This window comes from Actinomycetospora sp. (assembly GCF_036497245.1).
Lineage (GTDB): Bacteria > Actinomycetota > Actinomycetes > Mycobacteriales > Pseudonocardiaceae > Actinomycetospora.
The window spans coordinates 1-23,720 of the sequence record NZ_DASXJS010000065.1; the positions used below are offsets into that span (position 1 = coordinate 1).

At 73.1% G+C, this 23,720-nt stretch carries 22 protein-coding genes and 1 pseudogene; 13 read left to right on the top strand and 10 right to left on the bottom strand.

All coding sequences use genetic code 11. The annotated features are described in order from the left end of the window. Positions 1-1,195 (top strand): annotated as a pseudogene (locus VGI02_RS07145) (hypothetical protein); the annotation flags it as partial. Here VGI02_RS07145 and VGI02_RS07150 read toward each other — a convergent pair. Further along, positions 1,164-1,976 (bottom strand): class I SAM-dependent methyltransferase, encoded by an 813-nt coding sequence (locus tag VGI02_RS07150; protein ID WP_331626598.1) that lies wholly within the window; start codon positions 1,974-1,976, stop codon positions 1,164-1,166. The pseudogene VGI02_RS07145 and the gene VGI02_RS07150 overlap by 32 nt on opposite strands. A gap of 18 nt (positions 1,977-1,994) precedes the next feature. Further along, entirely contained in the window at positions 1,995-3,032 is a 1,038-nt protein-coding gene (locus VGI02_RS07155; protein WP_331626600.1) for a methylenetetrahydrofolate reductase C-terminal domain-containing protein, read from the bottom strand. Positions 3,033-3,191: 159 nt separating this feature from the next. Here VGI02_RS07155 and pqqB point away from each other — a divergent pair, with 159 nt between their 5' ends. The 4 genes from pqqB to pqqE are packed head-to-tail and all read left to right on the top strand — an operon-like array spanning position 3,192 to position 6,235. After that, positions 3,192-4,124 (top strand): pyrroloquinoline quinone biosynthesis protein PqqB, encoded by a 933-nt coding sequence (pqqB, locus tag VGI02_RS07160; RefSeq protein ID WP_331626601.1) that lies wholly within the window; start codon positions 3,192-3,194, stop codon positions 4,122-4,124. After that, a complete protein-coding gene (gene pqqC, locus VGI02_RS07165) occupies positions 4,121-4,843 on the top strand; it encodes a pyrroloquinoline-quinone synthase PqqC (RefSeq protein ID WP_331626602.1) in 723 nt (240 codons plus the stop codon). Before pqqB ends, pqqC begins: the two co-directional genes overlap by 4 nt. Further along, positions 4,840-5,124, top strand: a complete 285-nt coding sequence (pqqD, locus tag VGI02_RS07170; RefSeq protein WP_331626603.1) for a pyrroloquinoline quinone biosynthesis peptide chaperone PqqD — start codon at positions 4,840-4,842, stop codon at positions 5,122-5,124. The genes pqqC and pqqD overlap by 4 nt, the downstream gene beginning before the upstream one ends. Then, positions 5,117-6,235, top strand: coding sequence for a pyrroloquinoline quinone biosynthesis protein PqqE (gene pqqE / locus VGI02_RS07175; RefSeq protein ID WP_331626604.1), 1,119 nt, complete (start codon positions 5,117-5,119; stop codon positions 6,233-6,235). Before pqqD ends, pqqE begins: the two co-directional genes overlap by 8 nt. 70 nt (positions 6,236-6,305) lie before the next feature. Here pqqE and VGI02_RS07180 read toward each other — a convergent pair whose 3' ends face one another. The 4 genes from VGI02_RS07180 to VGI02_RS07195 all read right to left on the bottom strand — a co-directional run bounded on the left by VGI02_RS07180 (position 6,306) and on the right by VGI02_RS07195 (position 12,050). Then, the gene (locus VGI02_RS07180) at positions 6,306-7,433 is read right to left on the bottom strand and encodes a sodium:calcium antiporter (RefSeq protein WP_331626605.1); all 1,128 of its coding nucleotides are present in this window, start codon (positions 7,431-7,433) and stop codon (positions 6,306-6,308) included. A 114-nt stretch (positions 7,434-7,547) separates the two neighbouring features. Further along, positions 7,548-10,382 (bottom strand): phosphoenolpyruvate carboxylase, encoded by a 2,835-nt coding sequence (gene ppc, locus VGI02_RS07185; protein ID WP_331626606.1) that lies wholly within the window; start codon positions 10,380-10,382, stop codon positions 7,548-7,550. A gap of 83 nt (positions 10,383-10,465) precedes the next feature. Next, complete coding sequence (locus VGI02_RS07190; RefSeq protein ID WP_331626607.1) at positions 10,466-11,689, bottom strand: RNA polymerase sigma factor; 1,224 nt, start codon at positions 11,687-11,689, stop codon at positions 10,466-10,468. Between the two features lies 1 nt (position 11,690). Then, entirely contained in the window at positions 11,691-12,050 is a 360-nt protein-coding gene (locus VGI02_RS07195) for a YciI family protein (RefSeq protein WP_331626608.1), read from the bottom strand. A 102-nt stretch (positions 12,051-12,152) separates the two neighbouring features. On the opposite strand from VGI02_RS07195, the gene VGI02_RS07200 reads away from it, so the two are divergent. Both VGI02_RS07200 and VGI02_RS07205 read left to right on the top strand, forming a co-directional pair. Then, positions 12,153-13,193: a glutathione S-transferase family protein gene (locus VGI02_RS07200; protein ID WP_331626609.1), complete on the top strand. Its 1,041-nt coding sequence runs from the start codon at positions 12,153-12,155 to the stop codon at positions 13,191-13,193. A gap of 30 nt (positions 13,194-13,223) precedes the next feature. Then, positions 13,224-15,035, top strand: a complete 1,812-nt coding sequence (locus tag VGI02_RS07205) for a thiamine pyrophosphate-requiring protein (protein ID WP_331626610.1) — start codon at positions 13,224-13,226, stop codon at positions 15,033-15,035. Positions 15,036-15,050: 15 nt separating this feature from the next. Here VGI02_RS07205 and VGI02_RS07210 read toward each other — a convergent pair whose 3' ends face one another. Next, on the bottom strand, positions 15,051-15,905 hold the full coding sequence (locus VGI02_RS07210) for a class II glutamine amidotransferase (protein WP_331626611.1): 855 nt from the start codon (positions 15,903-15,905) through the stop codon (positions 15,051-15,053). Positions 15,906-15,959: 54 nt separating this feature from the next. Between VGI02_RS07210 and VGI02_RS07215 the strand changes: the two genes are divergently transcribed. After that, positions 15,960-16,358 carry an FKBP-type peptidyl-prolyl cis-trans isomerase gene (locus VGI02_RS07215; RefSeq protein WP_331626613.1) on the top strand — a complete coding sequence of 133 codons (399 nt, stop codon included), beginning with the start codon at positions 15,960-15,962 and terminating at the stop codon, positions 16,356-16,358. A 70-nt stretch (positions 16,359-16,428) separates the two neighbouring features. Here VGI02_RS07215 and VGI02_RS07220 read toward each other — a convergent pair whose 3' ends face one another. Further along, positions 16,429-17,754: an ATP-dependent 6-phosphofructokinase gene (locus VGI02_RS07220; protein WP_331626614.1), complete on the bottom strand. Its 1,326-nt coding sequence runs from the start codon at positions 17,752-17,754 to the stop codon at positions 16,429-16,431. A gap of 172 nt (positions 17,755-17,926) precedes the next feature. On the opposite strand from VGI02_RS07220, the gene VGI02_RS07225 reads away from it, so the two are divergent. The 3 genes from VGI02_RS07225 (at position 17,927) to VGI02_RS07235 (ending at position 19,701) form a co-directional block, all read left to right on the top strand. Continuing rightward, positions 17,927-18,388: an SRPBCC family protein gene (locus VGI02_RS07225; protein WP_331626615.1), complete on the top strand. Its 462-nt coding sequence runs from the start codon at positions 17,927-17,929 to the stop codon at positions 18,386-18,388. Positions 18,389-18,457: 69 nt separating this feature from the next. After that, positions 18,458-19,315, top strand: coding sequence for an exodeoxyribonuclease III (locus VGI02_RS07230; RefSeq protein WP_527249125.1), 858 nt, complete (start codon positions 18,458-18,460; stop codon positions 19,313-19,315). A 215-nt stretch (positions 19,316-19,530) separates the two neighbouring features. After that, positions 19,531-19,701, top strand: coding sequence for a hypothetical protein (locus VGI02_RS07235; RefSeq protein WP_331626617.1), 171 nt, complete (start codon positions 19,531-19,533; stop codon positions 19,699-19,701). A 3-nt stretch (positions 19,702-19,704) separates the two neighbouring features. Here VGI02_RS07235 and VGI02_RS07240 read toward each other — a convergent pair whose 3' ends face one another. Continuing rightward, entirely contained in the window at positions 19,705-22,230 is a 2,526-nt protein-coding gene (locus VGI02_RS07240; protein WP_331626618.1) for a DEAD/DEAH box helicase, read from the bottom strand. A 58-nt stretch (positions 22,231-22,288) separates the two neighbouring features. On the opposite strand from VGI02_RS07240, the gene VGI02_RS07245 reads away from it, so the two are divergent. Further along, positions 22,289-22,675 carry a hypothetical protein gene (locus tag VGI02_RS07245; RefSeq protein ID WP_331626619.1) on the top strand — a complete coding sequence of 129 codons (387 nt, stop codon included), beginning with the start codon at positions 22,289-22,291 and terminating at the stop codon, positions 22,673-22,675. A gap of 7 nt (positions 22,676-22,682) precedes the next feature. Here the strand turns inward: VGI02_RS07245 and VGI02_RS07250 are convergent, their stop codons facing one another. Continuing rightward, positions 22,683-22,952 carry a DUF8847 domain-containing protein gene (locus tag VGI02_RS07250; RefSeq protein ID WP_331626620.1) on the bottom strand — a complete coding sequence of 90 codons (270 nt, stop codon included), beginning with the start codon at positions 22,950-22,952 and terminating at the stop codon, positions 22,683-22,685. A gap of 89 nt (positions 22,953-23,041) precedes the next feature. On the opposite strand from VGI02_RS07250, the gene VGI02_RS07255 reads away from it, so the two are divergent. Beyond that, positions 23,042-23,710, top strand: coding sequence for a class I SAM-dependent methyltransferase (locus tag VGI02_RS07255; RefSeq protein WP_331626621.1), 669 nt, complete (start codon positions 23,042-23,044; stop codon positions 23,708-23,710). Positions 23,711-23,720: the final 10 nt, after the last annotated feature.

Sequence of the window (23,720 nt, forward strand, 5' to 3'; positions counted from 1 at the left end):
CGGATCCCCGCCCGCCGGATCCCGGCCCCGCGTCGACCCGGCGACCCGGACGGGGCTGGTCGCGGCCGCGACCGATCGCGGCGCGGCGCCGGACGGGACCCCGGGCATCCCGTCGTCGGGCCTGCCCCAGTACCCCGTCACCGAGCGGATCCGCGCCGTCGTCCCCGCACTCGGGCCGCCGCGCCCGGGACCCGACCCGTCCGCTCCGGCGCCGGCCCCGCTGCCGCCGTCGGGGTCCCGGCTGTTCGACGCGTCGGTCGACCTGCTCCGCCGGATCGTCGGGCAGACACCGCCGCAGCACCCCGTCGCGCGACCGCTCGCGGCGCTGCTCGCCCGCCACGGGGCGCCGTGGCGCATCGGTGTCGCCGCGCCGAACCCGGACGACGCCGCGGCGACCTCGCGGGCGCTCGCCGGGCTCTGCCCGCGCCCCTGCGCCGTCGTCGACCTCTCCGCCCGCGCCGCCGAGGGCCCGCTCGCCCCCGAGGACGTCGTCGACGTGCTCGTCCTGCTCGCCGAGGACGACGCCGGGTCGTGGGTGCCCGGCTGGTTGGCGGACCTGCCCTCGGTGGACGTGCGGGTCGTGCCCGCCGTGTCGGTCGTCGCCGACGAGCCGGCGATCACATCCCCGCTCGCCCCTGACACATCCCACGCTCCGCCCGCCCTGGTCAGCCGCACGGTGCGCGTCGCGCTCCCCGGGCCGGGAGCGACCGGCGGCAGGAATCTCGGACGGCTGGTCGAGGTGGTCAGCGAGGACTGCCGGCCCCGCGCCGCGCGATCCCGGGCGCGGGCGGTGCTCGACGAGCTCGACCGGCTCGCCCGGCGGGGCGGGACCGAGCCCTGGGCGCGCCGGGTCCTCTTCGACGTCGAACGGGTGCGTGCCGCCGGCGCCCAGGAGATCGCGGAGGCCGAGCTCGCCGAGGCCCTGCGCGCCGGGCGGCTCGTGCTCCCCGAGGCGCACCGGGACGCCGCGGTGCGTCTGCTCGGCCGCGACGGGACGACCCCGGCCGCCCGGCTGGGGCTCGGCGACGCGGCGGAGGCCTCCGAGATCGCGACCGCTGCGCTCGAGCAGCGGGCCCGCTGGCAGCGCCTGGCCGGCCACATCCCCGCCCAGCGACCGGTCCGCGACGCGGCCGAGGTGCTGGCGTCGTCCTGCGAAGGGCTGATCAGCACGTCCGGGCGCGCACCAGCACGGTGACGACCTCCTTCGCGGCCATCAACCGCCCGAGGATCTCCTGCTGCCGATCGGCCTCCCGGAAGTCGGGATGATCGCCGTGGTCACGGGCGACGACGGCGTCGACCGCCTCGGCCCGACGGGCCCAGTCCGCCGGGGCGTCCGGCAACGACGAGGCGTCGAGGCGGTCGAGCACCCGGAAACCGGTGGTCGCGAGATCGTGGTGCAGGGAGTCGTCGGTGGGGAAGCTGTTGCCGGCCGGCTCCTCCGAGAGCTCGCCACGGGCGACGAGGACGAGCAGCCCGAGCCGCCCGCCGGGTCGCAGCACGCGGTGCAGTTCGGTGAGCAGCGCCCGCTCGTCGCCGGTGGTGTCCAGCACGCCGAGGCACCAGGCCGCGTCGACGGCGTCGTCGGGCAGCGGGAGGTGCTCGGTCCAGGCCGCGGTCGCGGGGAGCCCGAACAGGCGGCGGGAGGCGGCCGCGGCGTGCGCCATCGGCTCGGCGAGCACCGCGGGACCCGTCCAGGACGGCGCGTGCTCGCGCGCCAGCCACGCCGTTGGGCCGCCGAGCCCGGACCCGGCGTCGAGGAACCGGTCGTCGCCGTGCAGGTCGAGGCCCTCGGCGAGCCACGCGAGATCCGCGGGCCGCCCGGAGCCGCGGCACGCCGCGGGGATCGCGTGGTCCGCACCGAGCTCGTCGACCGCGCGCTCGGTCCAGGCGGCGACGGTGTCGAACTCGGCCTCGAGGGCGGAGTCGGCCGCCGTGCCCTCCGCCGTGCCGTCCGCGCCCTCGGTCCGCCGGCTCACCGGCCACCTCCATCCGCATCACGACGGGACGGTGACCCGCTCGGTCGCGAGCCGTCGTCCCACCTCCGCCTTGACGTCGGCCGCTGGTACCCAGCCCGCGCTCGAGCCGACACCGGAGAGGTTGACGCCCACGACGCCGGGCAGCGCGAGCAGCGCCCGGGCCTCGGCGACCGCGGCCGCGATGCCCGCCTCGACGGGGTCGGGCGCGGCGAGCACCGAGGCCACCACGTCGGGGTCGAGCGCGAGGCCGGGGAGGTCGGCCAGCCCGCGCGCCGAGGGCTCGTCGGTGTAGACCGCCACCCCGGCGATCACCGGGAGGTCGACCCCCGCCGCCCGCGTCTCGGCCAGGAAGGCGGCGAGCGCCTCCGGCGACCGGACGTGGTTGACGACGACGAGCGACGCCCCGGCCCGCTGCTTCTCGGCCAGCACCGCCGCCCGGGTGCCCGCGGGCGGTGACGCGGGCGACGCGGCGACGCTCGCGACCAGCCCGGCCCGGGCGGCCAGGTGGGCGAGGCGGGTCGAGTCGAGGTCGAACACCCCGGTGACGTCCGAGCGCACTCCGGGGCCGCGCCCGTCGCCGGTGACGCACAGGACGCCCTCGACCCCGAGTGCGGCGAGGCCGGCGAGCTCCTGCTCGAGCACGACGCGGTTGCGGTCCCGGCACGTCAGCGTGGTCCACGGCCGGGCGCCGACGCGGTGGAGCTCGGCGGCCATCATCGTCGGCGGGAAGTCGGGATCGTCGTGGTGCTCGGCGACGAGCAGCGCGTCGGAGTACGCGGCCAGGCGGCCGGCGACCTCGCGGAGGGTCGCCACGTCGTAGGGCGGGGCGGCCAGGTCGGAGAGCACCACCGGCCGCCGTGTGGCCGTCTCGAGCAGGCCACCGGGGACCGCGGGCGCCGGGGGCGGGGTGGGTCCGTCCCACGGGCGGACCGGTGCCGGGCCGGCCGGGTCGGCCCACGGGCAGGGGAGGGCGGCGTCCACCTCGCACCCGCCCGCCGGCCGGACGCCACCGCAGGGGCCGAACACCATGCGTTTGGGGCAACCGTCGACGGACATGGCCCGGGGGTGCCCGGTCGGGGCGGGGTCGCATCCGCCGCTACCCGGTCGGACAGGACCCCCTCTTTTCGTGCAGGGAGATCACGGCCCCGGCGGAGGTGATCTTGCGCACGCCCCGGCGGGGAACCACGATGGGCGGGTCCATCGATGGGAGGCCGTGTGCGCGTACGGGTGCTGGGATCGGCCGCGGGCGGCGGCTTCCCGCAATGGAACTGCTCCTGCCCGGGCTGCACCGCCGCGCGGGACGGGTCCGCGACCCCCCGCACGCAGTCGTCGGTGGCCGTGACCGCCGGCGGGGCCGGTGCCCCGTGGTTCCTCGTCAACGCCTCGCCCGACGTCCGCCAGCAGCTGACCGCCTGTCCCGACCTGCACCCCACCGAGGGCCGCGCGACGCCGCTCGGAGCGGTGCTGCTCACGGACGCGGAGATCGACCACACCCTCGGCCTGATGCTGTTGCGCGAGGGTCGCGGCGTCACCGTCCACGCGACGGCCGCCACCGAGGCGACGCTGCGCCGCGGCACCGGGTTCCTGACGACGCTCGAGCGCTACTGCCCCGTCGAGGTCGTCCCGGTCGAGCCCGGGGTGCCGCACGCGCTCACCGAGGACCTCTCCTACACCGCGATCGACCTGCCCACCGGCAAGGAGCCGCGCTTCGCGGAGGTCAGGGCGAGCGGAGCGACGGGGACGGGGTCCGGTTCGGCGGCCGACCCGGGCCGCGTGATCGGCTACCGGTTCGACGACGCCCGGACCGGCGGGGCCGTCGTCTACGCGCCGGGCGTGGCGGAGTTCGTCCCGGCCCTGCTCGATGCCTGCGACGGCGCCTCGTGCCTGCTCGTGGACGGCACGACCTTCCACGACGACGAGCTTGTCCGGCTCGGCCTGGGGACCAAGACCGCGCGGGACATGGGCCACGTGAGCCTGGACGGCCCCGGCGGAACGCTGGAACGGCTGGCCACCCTGCCGGTGCAGCGCCGGGTGCTCGTGCACATCAACAACTCGAACCCGATCCTGCTCGAGGACTCGCCCGAACGGGCCGTCGTCGAGAAGGCCGGGGTCGAGATCGCGATCGATGGACTGGAGATTCAGGCATGACCGTGACGGACAACGGGACCGGAGTCCTGGTCGAGCGACTGCGCTCCCAGGCCGAGCGCTACCACGCGGCGCACCCGTTCCACGTGCGGATGAACGCCGGCGAGCTCACGCGCGCGCAGATCGAGGGCTGGGTCGCGAACCGCTTCGCGTACCAGGAGGCCATCCCGATCAAGGACGCGGCGATCCTGTCGAACTGCCCCGACGTCGCCGTACGGCGGCGGTGGATCCGGCGGATCATCGACCACGACGGGATCGCCGGGGCGAGCGGAGCGACGGGGGAAGGCGGTGGCGTCGAGGGCGGCATCGAGGCCTGGGTGCGCCTCGGGGAGGCGTGCGGGGTGCCGCGCGCCGAGATGCTCGACCAGCGCCACGTCGTCCCCGGCGTCCGTTTCGCCGTGGACGCCTACGTGACGTTCGCCCGGACGAAGCCGTGGGTGATCGCCGTGGCCTCGTCGCTGACCGAGCTGTTCGCCCCGGACCTCATGGCGAACCGGCTCGCGGCGTTCGAGAAGTACTACACGTGGATCGACCCGGAGGGCCTGCAGTACTTCCGCAACCGCCTCTACCAGGCCCCGCGGGACTCCGAGCACGCGCTCGAGGTGGTGCTCGAGCACTGCCACACCGAGGCCGAGCAGCAGGCGGCGTTCGACGCGCTCGCGTTCAAGAACGACGTCCTGTGGAGCATGATGGACGCCATCGACCTCGCGTATCCCGCATGACGGGCCTGACCGTCCCGACCACCGGTCGGCCACGGTTCGGCCGCGGCGTCCGGATGCGCTTCGACCGCACCCGCGGGAAGCACGTCCTGGTGCTCCCGGAGACCGTCGTCGTCCTGAACGCCACCGGCGCCGCGATCCTCGAGCTCTGCGACGGGCAGCGGACCGTGTCCGAGATCGTCGCCGCGCTGCGCGAGCAGTACGGGGAGGTTCCCGACGAGCAGGTGGTCGGCTACATCAGCAAGCTGGCCGAGCGCCGGCACCTGGAGATACTCGATGACTGACGCCCCGACGACCGGACCCGCCGTTCCCGAGCCCCCCATGGGGTTGCTCGCCGAACTCACCTACCGCTGCCCGCTGGCCTGCGCCTACTGCTCGAACCCCATCGAGATCGCCGCCTACCGCGACGAGCTCGACACGGCGGACTGGCAGCGCGTGGTCACCGAGGCCGCCGAGCTCGGCGTGCTCCAGCTGCACCTCTCCGGCGGGGAACCGCTCCTGCGCCGCGACCTCGGGGAGATCGTCCGGACCGCCTCCGAGCTGGGGCTCTACACGAACCTCGTCACCAGCGCCCTGGGCCTGAACGAGAAGCGCGCCGCCGAGCTGCACGACGCCGGGCTGGACCACGTCCAGGTGTCGCTGCAGGCCGACGAGCCGACGCTCTCGGACCGGATCGCCGGTACGCCGTCGTTCGAGCGCAAGATCGCCGCGGCGCGCACGGTCCGCGAGCTCGGCTGGCCGCTGACGCTCAACGTCGTGCTGCACCGCCAGAACATCGACCGCGTCGACCGGGTGCTCGCCGCGGCCGAGGACCTCGGCGCCGACCGCATCGAGCTCGCCAACACCCAGTACTACGGCTGGGCCTGGCACAACCGGACCGCGCTGCTGCCCAGCCGGGAGCAGCTGGAGCAGGCCGAGGTCACCGTCCGGGCCGCGAAGGAACGGCTGCGCGGTCAGATGGAGATCATCTACGTGGTGCCGGACTACTACGCGACCTACCCGAAGCCCTGCATGGGCGGCTGGGGGGCGCGGCAGCTGGTCGTCGTGCCCACCGGGGACGCGATGCCCTGCCTGGCCGCGCACGAGCTGCCGCTGCCGCGGGCCAACGTGCGGGACGCCTCCCTGCGCTGGATCTGGGAGGACTCGCCGATGTTCTCGGCGTTCCGCGGCACCGACTGGATGCCGGACCCGTGCCGGTCCTGCGAGCGCCGCGAGGTCGACCTCGGCGGCTGCCGCTGCCAGGCGTTCGCGCTCACCGGCGACGCCACCCGTACCGACCCGGTCTGCCACCTCTCCCCGGACCACCACCTCGTGGAGTCCGCGGTCGAGGCGGCGAACGACGACCGCACCGGCGCCACCGTGAGCCTGCCGCTGGTGGCCCGCCCGCACGCATAGGTGGGCTCCGCCCTTGTGAGCACTTTCCGGTGCTATGACACCGGAAAGTGCTCACGAGGGCTCCGCCCACCTAGTCCGTGTCCAACGGGACCCCGTTGAACACCACGAGGCTGAGCACGAAGTACGCGGCGTACAGCGCCAGCAGGACGAAGCCGTGCCAGCGGCGCAGCCTGCCGGTGGCCAGGAAGCCCGCCGAGATCAACGTCATGACGAACAGCACCGGCAGGTGCCAGTCGAGGACGTCGGAGTCGACGGTGATCGCGCCGCCGATGAGCAGGATGATGCCGAGCTTCCCGGTCACCGAGAACACGACGCTGCCGATGATGTTGGCGACGGCGATCTCCGGCGCCCCGCGCCGCTGCGGCTCGACGGTCAGGAAGATGTCCTCGAGCGAGAGCGCGAGCGTCGCGACGGTGACACCGAAGACGGTGCCGTCGATGTCGAAGTCCCCCAGGATGCCGTTGGTCCCGGCGCCGGCGACGACGGCACCGACCACGAGGCCGACCAGGGCGATGACGGCGAACCCGAGGGTGGCCCACGCGGAGTGCGCCCGGGCCCGGAGGAAGCCGTCGTCGATGCGCAGGTCGGCCGGGAGCTCGAAGCCGTCGAGCAGGCCGCCGCCGGTCCCCCCGCCGGAGCCGCCCGGGACGTCGCCGTCCCCGCCGCCGCCCCCGACGAGAGTCGCCGTCCCGCCGCCGCCGGCCGTCACGCCGGCCTTCTCGAGCTGCTCGTAGACCTCCGCGTTCCGCCAGACCGGGCGCCGCGAGGCGTACTCGCGGTAGGCGATCCAGCCGACGAACGCCACGAACAGCACGCAGAGCAGGACCCCGGCGAGGACGGTCAGCGATCCGGTGGCCGCGAGTGCGTACATGATGACGGGCGCCGCGACGAACAGCACGAGGTAGGACGTCGGCACGTTCACCTCGCACGGGGCGATGATCGCCGCGAGCGCCAGCACGAGGCCGGTCATCGCGATCGTCGTCCCGATGACGGTGCCCAGCGCGACCTGGCTGAGGTCCTCGAGGTTCAGGACGATGCCGAACGTGAGGTCGTCGAACTCGATCCCCGTGAAGACCACCGCGATGAGGAACAGCGAGATCGCCCAACGGCTGGCGACCCCCACCAGGTACCCGATCAGCCGCTCGGCGCTGTAGACCAGCACGCCGATGCCCAGCACGAATTCGATGATCGAGATCACGCGCAGCTCCCCGCCGGGCCATGGACATCCGAGATCAAATGCCGATGGTGATTGGCGCCACCCGCTTTTTCAACGGGTTGACAGATCCACCCGTGTGGGCGGGTCGGTCGCGCGCTACCCGGTGTTGCGCATCCCGGCCGAGATGCCGTTGACGGTGAGCAGCAGGGCCCGCAGGAGCTCCGGGTCGGGCTCGTCGACCTTGCGGCGCTCGGCCAGGGCGTGCACCTGGAGGTGGTGGAGGGGTTCGAGGTAGCTCTCGCGGACCTCGAGGGTCTGGCGCAGCAGCGGGTTGTTGGCGAGCAGCCCGTCGCCGGGGGAGACGGCGAGGACCTGGCGCAGCGTCAGGGCGTGCTCGGCCTTGATGACCTCGAAGACGTCCTGCAGCTCGGGGTCGACCAGCTCGGAGACGTAGAAGCCGGCGATGCGCATGTCGGTCTTCGCGAGCGTCATCTCCACGTTGGACAGCAGGTTGGCGAAGAAGGCCCAGTCGCGCATCTCGTCGATCACGTCGCCGTACCCGGCGTCGTGGGCCGCCTTCAGGCCGGAGCCGAGGCCGAACCAACCGGGCACGATCATCCGCGTCTGGGTCCACCCGAACACCCACGGGATCGCCCGCAGGTCGTCCAGCGAGGCGTCCCCGCCCGCGCCGGGCCGCTTGCCCGGACGGGAGCCGACGTTGAGCATCGACAGCTCGTCCACCGGGGTGGCCTGGGTGAAGAAGTTCGGCAGGCCCTCGTGGTCGATCAGCTCGCCGTACGCGGCCTGCGCGGCGTCGGAGATGACGTCCATCGCCTCGTCCCAGCGCTTGAGCTGGTCCTCGGGCACCCGCGAGGTCTGGTGCAGCAGCGTCGCGTCGAGCACCGCCGAGACCATGATCTCGAGGTTGTCCTCGGCGAGGTTCGGCAGCGAGTACTTGTCCGAGATGACCTCGCCCTGCTCGGTCACCTTCATCACCGCGTCGACGACGCCGTGCGGCTGGGCGGCGATCGCCTCGCCCGCGGGTCCGCCGCCGCGCCCGACCGAGCCGCCGCGGCCGTGGAACAGACGCAGCCGCACCCCGTGCTTGGCGGCGACGTCGCGCAGCTGGCGCTGGGCCTGGTGGATGGACCACTGGCTCGTCGTGAGCCCGGCGCCCTTGTTGGAGTCCGAGTACCCCAGCATCATCTCCTGCACGTCGCCGCGGGCCGCGACGATCGCCCGGTAGGACGGGTCGGAGAGCATCCCGTCGAGCAGGTCACCGGAGATCTTCAGTTCGGTCGCGGTCTCGAACAGCGGGACGATGTCCAAGGTGGACACGGCCTGCTGACCCGTCCCGATGGTCGAGTTCTGCTGCGCTTCGTCTCCGGCGGCCGCGGGCGCGGTGATCTCGATCAGCCCGGCCTCCCGGGCCAGGACGGCGACGGCGAGCACGTCGTCGACGTTCTGGGCCATCGACATGATGTAGGTGTGCAGGGCCTCCTCGCCGTAGGTCTCCTGGATGCCGCGGATGGTGTCGAAGACGTCGAGGGTCTCGCGGAAGCTGTCGTCGCCGATCTGCTGCCAGTTGCGCCGCGGGGTCAGCGCGCGTCGCCCGGCCAGCTCCGTCGAGAGCACGTCGATCCGCCCGGCGTGGTCCAGCTCGCCGTAGGGGGTCTCCAGCTCGCCGAGCCGGTCGAACAGCGCCGCGAGCGCGGTGTGGTGGAAGTTGGTGTGCTCGCGGACGTCGACGCTGGCCAGGTGCAGCCCGACCGCGTTCGCGGAGCGCATGACGTCACGCAGCATCCCGTCGGCGATCCGCTCGCCGGAGTGCTCACGCAACGAGCGGTCCATGACGGCGAGGTCGGCCCGGTACTCGTCGGCGCCCAGGTAGTCCCGGCCGGGGACGTGCGGGGTGCCCCGGGTGTAGCGGTCGCGGGTGTTCTCGAGCCGGGCGTGCACGTAGGAGCACTTGAGCCGGTAGGGCTCCTCGGCGTTGAGGCGGACGAACCGTTCGTAGACCTCGGGCAGGTGGCGCCGGTCCCGGGCGAGGCCGCGGCGCAGGTCCTCGGAGACGCCCACCAGCCGCGTGGAGATCGACAGCTCCTGGACGAGCTCCTCGAGCAGGCCGATCTGGATGCGGACCCCGCGCTCGGCGTAGATCCGCATGACCTCGTCGGTCAGCTCGGCCGTGACGTTCGGGTTGCCGTCGCGGTCGCCGCCGACCCAGCAGCCCAGCACCAGCGGCCGCGCGCCGGCGGGCAGCGAGAGCCCGACCCGGGCCAGCTCCTCGTCGAGCACCGTCAGCACCTCGGGCACGGCGTGCTGCCCGAGCTGCTCGAGGTAGTACGAGACCGACCGGGCCTCGTCGAGCACCGTGGGACGCTCCGGGCGGATCTCGTCGGTCTGCCAGATGAGGTCGACGAGCCGGCCCAGCTTCATCTCCTCGACCTCGTCCGGGAGGTCCTCGGCGAGCAGGTTCGCGATCCCGCGCAGCTTGCCGAGCACCGACTGGCGCTGGGCCTCCGTCGGATGCGCGGTGAACACCGGCTTGATCTCGAGCCGGGACAGCGCGGTCGCCAGCTCCTCGGGGTCGGCCTCGGTGACGAGCCGGTCGGCGAGCAGGTGGATCGGGCCCTCGCCGTCGTCGTGGCGGGCCTGGCGCTCCATCGACCGGTGACACTGCTCGGCGACGTTCGCGAGGTGGAAATACGTCGCGAACGCGCGGGCGAGCACCGCGGCCGTGCCCGGATCGAGGTCGGCGAGCAGGTCGCGGATCCCGGTGTCGCCCTTCTCCGGAACCTGCTTGACGAGGCGGCGGACGTCCTCGACGAGCTCGAGCATGTCGTCGCCGTTCTGCCGGGCGAGGGTGCGCCCCAGCAGCGTGGTGAGCCGGCGGATGTCGGTGCGCAGGGCGCTGTGTCCGGACTCCGAGACGACGCTGCCCTCCGTCGGCACGGAGTCGGCGCGGGCGGAACGGCGGCCGGTGCTCATGTGCGCGTCTCCTCGGGCGGGGGGTGATCGGGACGCCCACAGCACCGGGGACGTGACCGATTGTGCCCCGGAACCGGGTTCCTCTACACCTGCCGCCGGGTGTCGAGGAACGCACGCTCGACGGCGTTCCCGGCCAGCAGCAGCGCCTCCGAGCCGGCCAGTGCGGCCTCGTCGTCGCGCCCCAGCAGGCGCAGGAACTCGGCCCGCGCCGCCGCGAGGTAGTGGTACGACGCCAGGCGCGGCTCCTCGGCCAGGGGTTCCAGGGCGTCGAGCCCGGCGGCAGGCCCGTCCGCGAATCCGACCGCCACCGCCCGGTTCAGCGCGGCGACCGGGTCGGTCCACCGCGCCAGCAGGACGTCGTACAGCCCGACGATCTCGGCCCAGTCGGTCTCGGCGAAGGTCCGCGCCTCGCAGTGCACGGCGGCGATCGCGGCGAGCAGCGCGTAGCGCGACACCGGACGATCCGGCCCGGAGCGGACCAGCGCCTCCTTCGTCAGCGCCGTCCCCTCGGCGATCATGGCCGCGTCCCAGCGGGAGCGGTCCTGGTCGGCGAGGCGGGTCAGCGAGCCGTCGGCACCGACCCGGGTCTCGCGCCGGGCGTCGGCGAGCAGGCCGAGGGCGAGCACCCCGGCCACGGCCGCGTCGTCCGGGAACCTCGCCCGCAGGAGCCGGGCGAGGTCGTGGGCGCGGTCGACGAGGTCCCGCCGGACCAGGGTGTCGCCGTCGGGGGCGGTGTGGCCGGTGGTGAGGATCAGGTGCACGACGGTGAGCACCGCGTCCAGCCGCTCCGACAGCTCGCCCGGTCCGGGCATCCGGTAGGGCACCCGGGCCGTCGCGATCTTCTTCTTCGCCCGGGTGATCCGCGCGGCCATCGTCGCCTCGGGCACGAGGAAGGCCTTCGCGATCTGGAAGGTCGTGAGCCCGCCCAGCAGCCGCAGCGTCAGGGCGACGCGCGAGGGCTCGGCGAGCGCGGGGTGGCAGCAGGTGAAGACCAGGGCGAGCAGGTCGGTCTGCGCGGGCTCCGGGTCGTCGGGGGCCACCTCGTCGGTCACCAGCAACGGCAGGGCCCGCGCCGCGACGTCCGCGTGCCGGAGGCGATCGAGGGCCCGGCGCCGGGCCGCCGTCGTCAGCCAGGCCCCGGGGCGGGCGGGCACACCCTCCTCCCGCCACGCGACGAGGGCCTGGGCGTACGCCTCCTGCACGCACTCCTCGGCGGTGTCGAGGTCGCGGGTGACGCGCACCGTCGCGGCGAGGACCTGGCCCCACTCACGACGGTGCGCGTCCGCGACGGCGTCCTCCGGAGTCACGTCACGGCATCGGGATCAGCGGACGGACCTCGACCCCGCCGAACGCCGCCGGGACGTCCCGGGCCACGGCGAGCGCGGCGTCGAGATCGGGTGCGTCGATGAGGTAGTAGCCGCCGAGGGCCTCCTTGGTCTCGACGTACGGCCCGTCGGTCACCTCCGCCTCGGCGCCCGCGGCGTAGTCCGGCGTCCGGCCGGTGCCCCGGACCGCCGTCGCCGTGGCGCTGGGGGCGAGCTGGGCGCCGCCGCGCAGCGCCTCGCCGTGGGTGGCCTGGAACTTCTGGTGTGCCGCCATCAGGTCGTCCGGGGCGTCCGTGGCGTACGCGGCCTCGTCGACGTAGAGCAGGATCAGGTAGCCGGCCATGATGGTCTCCTCGGGTGCCGGGCCCGGCGTTTCCGGGCCCTCATCATGACGTCGCGCACCGATCCCCGGAATCGACAATGTGCGGAGTGGGAACGTGGGGGCGTGAGCACCACTGCGGGGAACACCCAGGCCTACGCCGACACCAGCGGCTCGTTCAAGCGCCGCGGGCCGCGCTTCACCGACCGGATCGTCGCCTCGCCGTCGGGACCGGGACAGTGGCCCGCCGAGCCCGGGCGCTACCGGCTCGCCGCCTCGCTGGCCTGCCCGTGGGCGCACCGCTCGATCATCGTGCGCCGGCTCATGGGACTCGAGGACGCGCTGTCGCTGGGAATCGTCGACCCGCTGCAGGACGACCGGTCCTGGCGGTTCACCCTCGACGACGGCGGGGTCGACCCGGTGCTCGGCATCCGCTACCTGGAGGAGGCCTACCTCGCCCGGGACCCGCAGGACGGGATCGAGAACGGGGTGAGCGTCCCGGCGATCGTCGAGGTCGCCTCGGGGCAGCTGGTCACCAACGACTACCCGAACATCACCGTCGACCTCGGCCGCGAGTGGGCGGCGTTCCAGCGCCCCGGGGCCCCCGAGCTCTATCCCGACGCGCTGCGCGACGAGATCGACGCGGTGAACGAGGGCGTCTTCCACGACGTCAACAACGGCGTCTACAAGGCGGGCTTCGCCACCTCGCAGTCCCGGTACGAGGAGGCCTACACGGCGCTGTTCGCACGGCTGGACGAGCTGGACGCGCGGCTGGAGAACCGCAGGTACCTCGTCGGGGACCACATCACCGAGGCCGACATCCGGCTGTTCACGACGCTGGCCCGCTTCGACGCGGTCTACCACGGCCACTTCAAGTGCAACCGGGCGAAGCTCGCGGAGTTCGGCGCGCTCTGGGCCTACGCCCGCGACCTCTACCAGACTCCCGGCTTCGGCGACACGGTCGACTTCGACCACATCAAGCGGCACTACTACATGGTCCAGACGACGATCAACCCGACGCAGATCGTGCCCCTCGGGCCCGACCCGTCGGCGTGGCTGCGGCCGCACCACCGCGAGGAGCTGGGCGGATCGCCGTTCGGGCCCGACGGCACGCCGCCGTCGCCGCTGGAGAAGCCGCTGCGCCCGCTGGGCCCGATCGACATGTGAACCGGGCGCGGCTCCGGGTAGCCGCGTCGCGTGGGATCACCGAACAACGTTGCCGAGCACGTACTGGACCGCCTCGCCACCTGGGGCGTGCACCGCTTCTATGGCTACCCGGGTGACGGCATCGGCGGGATCTTCACCGCGCTGCCGGAACGGGACGACGCCGAGTTCGTGCAGGTCCGCCACGAGGAGACCGCCGCGTTCGCCGCCTGCGCGGACGTCAAGTACGGCGGCTCGCCGATCGGCTGCTGCGCGGTGACCAGCGGGCCCGGCGCGATCCACGCGCTGAACGGGCTCTACGACGCCAAGCTCGACCACCAGCCCGTCGTCGCCCTGCTCGGGCACACCGCACAGACCGCGCAGGGCGGCGGGTACTACCAGGAGGTCGACCTCTCGACGCTCTTCTCCGACGTCGGCGGCTACGTCGCCGAGGTCAAGGACCCCTCGCAGGTCCGCCACATCGTCGACCGCGCGTGCCGCAGCGCCCTGGCCGACCGGACCGTCTCCGTCGTCATCCTGCCCAGCGACGTGCTCGAGGCGAAGGCCGTCCCGGAACCGCCGGACGCGCACGGCTACTACCGGACCTCCGCGGTCCCCTCGACGACGCCGGGCGCGCCGCCCGCCGACGCGCTGATCGCGGCGGCGGAAGTGCTGAACGCGGGCGAGAAGGTCGCGATCCTCGCGGGGGCGGGCGCCCTCGACGCGTCGACCGAGCTCACCGAGGTCGCGAACCGGCTGGGGGCGGGCTTGTCGACCGCGCTGCTCGGCAAGGGCGTCGTCGACGACCGTTCGCCCTGGAACACCGGCGCGATCGGCCTGTTGGGGACGACGGCGTCGTGGCACCTGATGCGCGAGTGCGACACGCTGCTGATCGTCGGCTCGACGATGCCCTACACCGAGTACTACCCGGCGCCCGGGCAGGCGCGGGCGGTGCAGATCGACGTCGACGGCTCCCGGTGCGGGATCCGCTACGACACCGAGGTCAACCTCACCGGGGACGCCGCGGCCACGCTCGCCGACCTGCTTCCGCTGCTGGCCGAGCGGCCCGACTCCGACTGGCGCGCCCACGTCGAGCGCTGGACCACGTCCTGGCGGGAGTACTCCGAGCAGCGCGCCCACGAGCACACGACGGCGCTGAACCCCGAGCTCGTCGTCCGGGAGCTCTCCGACCGGCTCCCCGACGACGCCCAGATCGCCGTCGACTGCGGGACCGCCACGTCCTGGTACGCCCGCGACCTGACGCTGAAGCCGGGCCAGCAGGGGGCGCTGTCGGGCACCCTGCTCTCGATGGGCGGCGCGATGCCCTACGCGATCGCGGCGAAGACCGCGCATCCCGACCGGCCGGTGGTGGCGCTGGTCGGTGACGGCGCGATGCAGATGAACGGCGTCAACGAGCTGATCACCGTCGCGCGGTACTGGCGCACCTGGGCCGACCCGCGCCTCGTCGTGCTCGTGCTGTCCAACGACGACCTCTCCTACGTCTCGTGGGAGACCCGCGGGATGCTCGGGGAACCGCCCGACCCGCAGTCGCAGGCGGTCCCCGACGTGCCGTACGCGGACTGGGCGAAGCTCCTGGGCCTCGACGGGACGACGCTGACCGAGCGCTCGGTCATCGGGTCGGTGTGGGATCGGGCGCTGTCGGCCGACCGTCCGTTCGTCGTCGACGCGAAGGTCGACAAGGACATCCCGCTGGTGCCCCCGCACGTGACGCTGCAGCAGGCGCTGAACACCGCCCGCTCGCAGGTCGCGGGGGATCCGGACGCCCTCTCGATCATCGCGAACGGCGTGAAGGAGACCGTCGGGGCGAAGGCGCGCTCCCTGCTGGGGCTGGCGCCGAAGGACTGAAGGCGCCGGCCGGGGTCAGGCGCGCTCGTAGGACTGGGTGCGGGCCGCGTGGGCGGAGAGCACCATCGGCTTCGCCGGCAGCTCGTCGATGATCACCTCGCGTTCCAGGGTGAGGTCGGGCCCGATGTGCACCAGCTCGCCCACGCCGATCGGCTCCCAGCCCGGGTCGTCGTCCATCCGCTCGCTCGCGACGACGACGATCGGGTACGTCACCTCGGAGTCGGTGTGGAGGTGGAGGGTGCCCGCGGAGTCGTTCTGGACGACGGGGTCGCCATGCGGCTCGCGGCGCAGCAGCCAGAGCGGGTTGTGCTCCGGGTAGCGGAACGCCCAGAGGTGGCCGTTCGAGGCGAGCACGAAGTTGATGCTGTAGAGCTCGATGTCGCGGGCGAGCTCGTGCGCCGCCGCGACGATGCCGGCGCGCACGTCGTCGCCCGCCCGCCGGATGGCCAGGGTCAGGAGGGCGAAGAGGCGCTCGGTGTCCGTGGTGCCGCCGACCATCGCCACGGCGTCGCCGAGCCGGGCCTCGAGCTCGGGGAGGTCGCCGACGACGCCGTTGTGGGCGAACACCCGGTTGTCCAGCAGGAACGGGTGGGTGTTGCGCAGCGAGACCTCGCCGGTGGTGGCGTAGCGCAGGTGCGCCAGGAACTGGCTGGCGCGGGCGCGCTGGGAGACCTGCCGGTAGAGGCGGTCGTCGGCGGCCTTGACCGGGTTGCGCACGAGCAGCGCCGCGTCACGGGTGGACAGCGCCGCGATCCCGAACCCCTGGGCGTTGCCCTCGCTCTGCGCGGCGAACGAGTCCGGCGCGTGGAGCAGCCAGAACTCGGCGGGGACGTCGTGGGGCCCGGCGTGCAGGGCGAAGAGGCGGCACACGGGCCGAACGCTAGTGGTCGGCAGGGCCCGCGGGACCCTCGTTACGGTGGACCCATGGCTGTCACCGTGGAGAACACCGACGACCTCACCCGCTCGCCCGGCGCGTCCGTCACCCCCGACACGCTGCCGAGCGACCTGGACATCACCGACCTCGTCGTCGGGGGCGGCACCGAGGCGGGCGTCCGCGACACCGTGCAGGTGCAGTACCAGGGGATCCGCGTGGCCGACAGCGGCGAGTTCGACTCGTCGTGGGGCCGCGGCGCGACGCCCGTCGAGTTCCCGCTCGGCCAGGTGATCGACGGCTTCAAGCTGGGGATCTCCGGCATGCGCGAGGGCGGACGCCGGATCCTCGTCGTGCCGCCGCATCAGGGCTACGGCCCGCAGGGCGCGGGCGGCGTCATCCCGCCGAACGCGCACCTGGTGTTCGTCGTGGACCTCGTCAAGGTCAACTAGGTCCCCCGGAGCGTCAGAAAAGTCCCGTTGCAGACACCCAGCGTCTGCAACGGGACTTTTCTGACATGGGTCAGGCCCCGAACGTCGCCGGCTGGCCCGTCGCCTCGAGCACCGACATCCACAGGTCGCCGTCCGGGTCGACCTCGTTGCGGTGCCCCGTGATCAGTGCCATCGGCACGTGCACGAACCGCCGCCGCCAGCGCACCACGACCGTCTCCGTCCGTCCCGCCATCGCCGCGTGCACCGCGGCGTGCGCGAGTCGCACGCAGTAGACGCTGTCGTAGGCGTTGGCCGCGACCGAGCGGATCGCGTAGCTCGGGTCCAGGTAGCGCACGGTCGGCTCCAGGCCCACCTCGGAGAGCTTGGTCGTGATGCGCTCCTTGAGGAACACCCCGATGTCGCCCAGCTTGGTGTTCCCGGACTTGTCCGTCGTCTCCGAGGCCTCCAGCAGGTGCTGCCCGGCACCCTCCGCGACCACGATCACCACCTGGCCGTGCTCGCGGAGGTGGTTCTCGACGCGGCAGAGCAGGCCGTCGTCGCCGTCGAGCCCGAACGACACCTCGGGGATGAGCACGAAGTCGGCGTCGTTCACCGACAGGGCCGCGTAGCAGGCGATGAAGCCGGAGTTCCTGCCCATGAGCTTGACGATCCCGACGCCGTTCTCCGCGGCCTGGGACTCGATGAACACCGACGCGATGAAGTCGGTGGCCCGCGCGAACGCCGTCTGGAACCCGAAGCTCTGGTCGGTGTAGGGCAGGTCGTTGTCGATCGTCTTCGGGACCCCGACGACGCTGATGGCCAGCCCGCGCTCGTCGATCCGCTCGACCAGCCGCATGGCGCCGCGCATCGAGCCGTCGCCGCCGATGACGAACAGGACGTCGACCTCGTGGACCAGCAGCGAGTCGACCATCTCGTCGGCGTCCTGGCTGCCACGTGAGCTGCCGAGGATCGTGCCGCCGTCGTTGTTGATGTCGCGGACGGCCTCGAGGGTCAGCTCGGTCACCGAGTTCCGGGCGTCCTTCGACAGGCCCTTGAACCCGTTGCGGAACCCCACGATCCGCTTGACCCGGTAGTGCTCGGTGAGCTCCTGGACGATGCCGCGGATGACGTCGTTGAGCCCGGGGCACAGCCCGCCGCAGGTGACGATCCCGACGGTGGTCTCGGCCGGGTCGAAGTAGATCTTCTTGCGCGGGCCCGCCGCCTCGAAGCTCGGGACCTCGTCGATCGGGACGCCGTGCGAGAGCAGGACCGAGACGGTGTCGTCGACCAGCACGCGGTCGTCCTCCGCCACGTAGTGCGGGGACGTGCGCTTGGTGGCGAGCATCTCGGCGAACGGCGAGTCGTGCTCGCAGTCTCCGAGGGAGCGGACCCGGAGGTCGTCGAGGTCCAGCGACATGGGGGAACCGTCCGATCGGATCACGACTGTATCGATCAGGAAGCACAGTACGGCACCGTTGCCGGACGGTCCGTCCACGTTAACCGAGCGGAGCGGTGGTGCAGGGCCCTAGAGTGCGCGGTCACCTGTGGTACCAGCGGGTACCACCGACGAGCGACGAGGAGGTCCGACCGTGCCCGACAAGGCGCCGGACGTGGTGGTCAGCGAGGTCGTGGACGCGCCCGCGGAGAAGGTGTGGGAGCTGGTCGGCGACCCGGCCCGCATCGGTGAGATCTCTCCGGAGTGCTACTCGATCCGCTGGCTCGGCGGTGTGCAGGGTCCGAAGCCTGGTGCCCGGTTCATCGGGTGGAACCGCAAGGGCCTCCTGCGCTGGCCGACGACGAGCACGGTGGCCGAGTACGAGCCGCACCAGGTCATCAGCTGGGACGTCGAGGTCCTCGGTCAGAGCGTCGCGCGCTGGAGCTTCACCCTCGAGCCCGAGGGCGTGGCCACCAAGGTGACGCAGCGCTGGCAGGACAAGCGCACCGCCGTCGCCGCTCTCGTCGGTAAGGGACGCACCAGCGACAGCCCGTCGCACAACAGGACGGGCATGGAGAACACGCTCGCGACGGTGAAGCGCGCCGTCGAGGGCTGAGCACCCACGGGTCCCGGTCGGGGAGACCGACCCGCGTCGGTGTCGGACTCCCCGGCTAGCGTGGCGGGCGTGCGAGTGGCGACCTGGAACGTGAACTCCGCGAAGGCCCGCGAGCCGCGCCTGCTCGGGTGGCTCGACGAGCGCGCGCCCGACGTCGTGTGCCTGCAGGAGACCAAGCTCTCCGACGAGGCGTTCGACGAGACCTTCGGGGCGCCGCTCGCCGAGCGCGGCTACGCCGTGGCCCACCACGGCGAGGGACGCTGGAACGGCGTCGCGCTGCTGTCGCGGGTCGGTCTCGACGACGTCGTGGACGGCCTGCCGGGTGGCCCCGGCTACCCGCAGCAGGAGGCTCGGGCCGTCACGGCGACCTGCGGCGGCATGCGGGTGACCTCGGTCTACGTGCCCAACGGGCGCGACCCGCAGGACCCCCACTACGCCTACAAGCTGGAGTGGCTGGCCGCGCTGCGTGACGTGGTGGAGGCGGGTGACCCCTCGACGACGATCGTGGCGGGTGACTTCAACATCGCCCCCACCGACGCGGACGTCTACTCGGTCGAGGCGTTCGCCGAGTCCACCCACGTCACGCCCCCGGAGCGCGACGCCCTCGCCGCGCTGGCGAAGACCGGCCTGCACGACGTGGTGCGCGAGCGCTGGCCCTCCGAGCGCGTCTTCAGCTACTGGGACTACCGCGGCGGCGCCTTCCACCAGGACCGCGGGATGCGCATCGACCTCATCCTCACCGGTGCCCCGATCGCCGAGCGCCGCGCGGCGGCGTGGATCGACCGGCAGGCCCGCAAGGGCACCGGCCCGTCCGACCACGCCCCGGTGATGCTCGATCTCGACGAGGCCCCCGACGGCGACCTCGGCCCGGTCGTGCCCCCGCCCTCGCTCGGCGCCAAGAAGGGCAGCTCGCGGAAGAAGGGCTGACCCGGTCCGGGCCCTGAGTCGGCGCATCGGCGCACGGCGCACCGGCGGAGCAAAGTGCTTCCCGGCAACCGAGTCACACTGACTCGGGGCACCTCGTCCGGCAGCCCGATCCGGCGCACCGGCAGGGGTGGGCGGTCGGTCTCGTTCCCCACGAGGAACGGGATCGCGATCTGGACGCCTTCCGCCGTCAGGTACGCACGACGGTCCGCTCCGCGGTGACCACCTACGGGCTCTACCGGCCGACGAACCTGGCGGTCGCTGCGGGACTGGTGATCCACGTGGTGCACGGTCTCCAGCTCGCCGTCATCGGCGAGAACCGGCGGACCTGGTGGCGGCGAGCCGTCGTGCGTCGCCGCCGGGCGCGCGAGGCGGCCGGCATGCGGTGACGCTCAGACCGCCGAGAACGGCCCCACGTGGGTCACCTGCACCACCGCGGAGCCCAGCTCGTCGGAGGCGTCGAGGTCGACGGTGGCCGTGATGCCCCAGTCGTGGTCGCCCTCCGGGTCGGCGAACACCTGCCGGACCTGCCACGTCCGGCCGTGGTCGGTCACGCGGAACAGTGCCGGGCCGCGCGCGTCGGGGCCGGCCCCGAGGGTCGGGTAGTCGGCGTAGTAGCGCTCCATCGCGTCGGCCCACTCCTCGAGTGACGGTCCGTCGTCGCCACTCAGCTCCGCCAGGTCGGCGGGCCACCGGCGCTCGAACAGCTCCACCCGCCGGAACATCTCGTTGCGCACCAGCACCCGGAACGCGCGCTCGTTGCGGGTGACCGGCGGCGGGCCCTGGTCGATCGGGGCCGCGTCCGAGCCGGCGGCGTCGAGCTCGGAGGGATTGGACAGCGTCTCCCACTCGTCGAGCAGCGAAGAGTCGGTCTGGCGGACGAGCTCGCCGAGCCAGGCCTCGAGGTCGTCGAGGTCCTCGGTGCGGGCGGCGTCGGGGATGGTCTGGCGGATCGCGCGGTAGGCGTCGGTGAGGTAGCGCAGGACGAGGCCCTCGGACCGGGCGATCTTGTAGTGCGAGACGAACTCGACGAAGTTCATCGCCCGCTCGTAGAGGTCCCGGACGACGGCCTTGGGCGAGAGCTCGGAGTCCCCGACCCACGGGTGCGCCTTGCGATAGCTCTCGAACGCCGGCTCGAGCAGCTCGACGAGCGGCTTCGGCCAGCTGATCTCCTCGAGGCGCTCCATCCGCTCCTCGTACTCGATGCCCTCGGCCTTCATGGCGCCGACCGCCTCGCCGCGCGCCGCGTTCTCCTGGGCGCGCAGCACCTGCTTCGGGTCGTCGAGGGTGGACTCGACCACCGAGACCATGTCGAGCGCGTAGGTCGGCGAGCCCGGGTCGAGCAGGTCGAACGCGGCCAGCGCGAACGGCGACAGCGGCTGGTTGAGCGCGAAGTCGACCTGCAGGTCGTCGACGAGGCGGACCGTGCGCCCGGCCGCGTCGGGAACGTCGAGGCGTTCGATGACGTCGGCCTCCAGGAGGCCGCGGAAGAGCTGGATCGCCCGCAGGATCAGCCGCCGCTGGGTGGCGCGGTCGGCGTGGTTGTCCTCGAGCAGGTGCCGCATGGCCGGGAAGTACGGGCCGGGACGCTGCGCGACCTGCAGCAGCATCGCCGTCGTCACCCGCATCTGGCTGGTCAGCTGCTCGGGCTGCGCCTCGACGAGCTTCTCCATGGTGCGCTCCGACCAGGAGACGAAGCCGTCCGGTGCCTTCACCCGCACCACGCGTCGCTGCTTCTTGACGTCGTCGCCCGCCTTGGCCAGCCGCTTGGCGTTCTCCACCTCGTGCTCGGGGGCCTGCACCACGACGTAACCCGCGGTGTCGTACCCGGCGCGGCCCGCCCGCCCGGCGACCTGGTGGAACTCCCGGGCCCGCAGGTGGCGCACGCGCTGGCCGTCGAACTTGGTGAGCGCGGTGAAGAGCACCGTGCGGATCGGGATGTTGATCCCGACACCGAGGGTGTCGGTCCCGCAGATGAGCTTGAGCAGGCCGGCCTGGGCGAGGGTCTCCACGAGCCGCCGGTACTTGGGCAGCATCCCCGCGTGGTGCACCCCGATGCCGTGGCGGACCAGCCGGGACAGGGTCTTCCCGAACCCGGCCGTGAACCGGAACGCCCCGATCAGCTCGGCGATCTGTTCCTTCTCGGCCTTCGTCGAGACGTTCAGGCTCATCAGCGCCTGCGCCTGTTCGACGGCGGCCGCCTGCGTGGTGTGCACGATGTAGACCGGCGCCTGCTGCCCCGCGATCAGCTCGGAGATCGTCTCGTGCAGCGGCGTGGTCGACCAGCGGAACGACAGCGGGACCGGGCGCTCGGTGTGCGCGACGACGGCGGTCTCGCGGCCGGTGCGCCGGGTCAGGTCCTCCCCGAAGAACGAGACGTCGCCGAGGGTCGCCGACATCAGCAGGAACTGGCACTGCGGCATCTCGATGAGCGGCACCTGCCACGCCCACCCGCGGTCCGGGTCGGCGTAGAAGTGGAACTCGTCCATCACGACCTGGCCGACGTCGGCCGCCGCCCCCTCGCGCAGCGCCCAGTTCGCCATCACCTCGGCGGTGCAGCAGATGACCGGGGCCTCCGGGTTGACCGCGGCGTCGCCGGTGAGCATCCCGACGTTGCCGTAGCCGAGCTGCGCGCCGAGGGCGAAGAACTTCTCGCTCACCAGCGCCTTGATCGGCGCGGTGTAGACGGAGCGCTGGCCGCGGGACATCGCCGCGACGTGGGCGCCGAGGGCGATGAGCGACTTCCCCGACCCGGTGGGGGTGGAGACGATCACGTTGGCGCCGGTGACGATCTCGATGAGCGCCTCGGCCTGCGCGGGGTAGAGCTCCAGCCCACGCTCGGCCGCCCACGCGGAGAACCCCTCGAACAGCTCGTCGGGGTCGGCGCCGGGGGAGGGGAGCAGGGTCGGGGTACTCATCACCACCCATTGTCCCGGACCGGTCGGTGCGCGTGTGGACCAGCGGGTACACGCGCCGATGGCCATCACGAAGTCCCGTCCCTCGACCACCTGGATCCCGCGCGTGCTCGGGGTCGCCACCGCCGCCTACAGCGTCGCGATCATCGCGAAGCCCGAGCTGTTCGCCCGCCCGACGAAGCTGGCGGACGACCGCCAGGAGCTCCCGACCGGCACGGCCATCGGCATCCGCGCCCTCGGTGGGCGGGACCTCGCCTCGGGGCTCGCGATGGCCTTCGCCCCGGAGGGGACGCCGCTGCGCACCGCGGTCGCCGTCCGGGTGGGGTCGGACGTCGTCGACCTGGTGCTGCTCGGCACGAGCCTCCCCGACCGTGACGCACGCCTGAAGGCGGTCGCGGTGGCCGGCGGGTGGGGCGCGCTCTGCGCCCTCGGCCTCTGGGCGGCGTGAGCCGCGCTCAGGCGTCGGCGCGGTCCGGCGCGGGCGCTTCCGCGGGCTCGGTGCGCAGGTGATAGACACCGGCTCCCGCGGCCAGCGGGTGCAGGTCGTAGTGGTGGACCACCTTCGGTCCGTCGTGGAGGTGGGTGTGGGTCACCGTCGGCAGGGGTGCGCCGTGACGGGCCTCGCGGACCTCGACCCGCCCGTCCAGCGGGCCGCCGAGGTAGAGCAGGACGGCCGGCTCATCGCCGTCCGGGGCCCCGGTGGCCCCGCCGAGCTCGTCGGACATCCTCGACCTCCTCAGGGCCCGGATCCTGTAGCTGCCGAACAGGGTAGGGGCGCGAATCCGTCCGCGCTGCGTCCGTCCGGAGTCTTCTCGTGACCGCCGGTGACGATGGTGTGACGGCGGGTGGGAGCGCCCTCGACGCGGAGGTCACGAGCTGGACCGCGCCCGGCACCGCACCGCTCGTGCCCGAGGTGACGCTGCTGCTCGCCGACGACATCCACCGCACCTGGTCGCGGACCGACGAGGAGGCCCCGCCGTTCTGGGCGTTCGCCTGGGCCGGCGGTCAGGCCCTCGCGCGCCACGTGCTCGACCGGCCCGAGCTCGTCGCCGGGCGGCGGGTGCTCGACCTCGCCGCCGGCTCCGGGATCGTCGGGATCGCCGCGGCGAAGGCCGGGGCGGCGGTCGTCGTCGCCTCCGACTCCGATGCCCGCGCCCGCGTGGCGGCCGTGCGGAACGCGGCGCTCAACGGCGTGACCCTCGACGTCGTCGGAGACCTGGTGGGTGAGGAGGCGGAGGACGTCGAGCTCGACGTCGACGTGGTGCTCGCGGGCGACGTGTTCTACGAGCAGCCGATGGCGCGGCTGATGGGGGAGTTCCTCGACGGGGCCGTGGCGGCGGGCGTCGAGGTCCTCGTCGGCGACCCCGGGCGGGAGTACCTGCCGCGCCGGCGGGTCACGGAGCTCGCCACCTACGACGTGCCCGAGACCGCCGACCTGGAAGGCCGCGCGGTCACGCCCACCGCGGTGCACCGCCTGACCTGAGCGCGCCGGC

What these genes read in the sequence shown, in the direction of transcription:
- ppc (WP_331626606.1), bottom strand. Translation starts at nt 10,382, where the DNA reads ATGAGCACCGGCCGCCGTTCCGCCCGCGCCGACTCCGTGCCGACGGAG.
- pqqE (WP_331626604.1), top strand. Translation starts at nt 5,117, where the DNA reads ATGACTGACGCCCCGACGACCGGACCCGCCGTTCCCGAGCCCCCCATG.
- pqqD (WP_331626603.1), top strand. Translation starts at nt 4,840, where the DNA reads ATGACGGGCCTGACCGTCCCGACCACCGGTCGGCCACGGTTCGGCCGC.
- pqqC (WP_331626602.1), top strand. Translation starts at nt 4,121, where the DNA reads ATGACCGTGACGGACAACGGGACCGGAGTCCTGGTCGAGCGACTGCGC.
- VGI02_RS07250 (WP_331626620.1), bottom strand. Translation starts at nt 22,952, where the DNA reads ATGTCCGACGAGCTCGGCGGGGCCACCGGGGCCCCGGACGGCGATGAG.
- VGI02_RS07155 (WP_331626600.1), bottom strand. Translation starts at nt 3,032, where the DNA reads ATGTCCGTCGACGGTTGCCCCAAACGCATGGTGTTCGGCCCCTGCGGT.
- VGI02_RS07245 (WP_331626619.1), top strand. Translation starts at nt 22,289, where the DNA reads ATGGCCATCACGAAGTCCCGTCCCTCGACCACCTGGATCCCGCGCGTG.
- VGI02_RS07215 (WP_331626613.1), top strand. Translation starts at nt 15,960, where the DNA reads ATGGCTGTCACCGTGGAGAACACCGACGACCTCACCCGCTCGCCCGGC.
- VGI02_RS07220 (WP_331626614.1), bottom strand. Translation starts at nt 17,754, where the DNA reads ATGTCGCTGGACCTCGACGACCTCCGGGTCCGCTCCCTCGGAGACTGC.
- VGI02_RS07240 (WP_331626618.1), bottom strand. Translation starts at nt 22,230, where the DNA reads ATGAGTACCCCGACCCTGCTCCCCTCCCCCGGCGCCGACCCCGACGAG.
- VGI02_RS07195 (WP_331626608.1), bottom strand. Translation starts at nt 12,050, where the DNA reads ATGGCCGGCTACCTGATCCTGCTCTACGTCGACGAGGCCGCGTACGCC.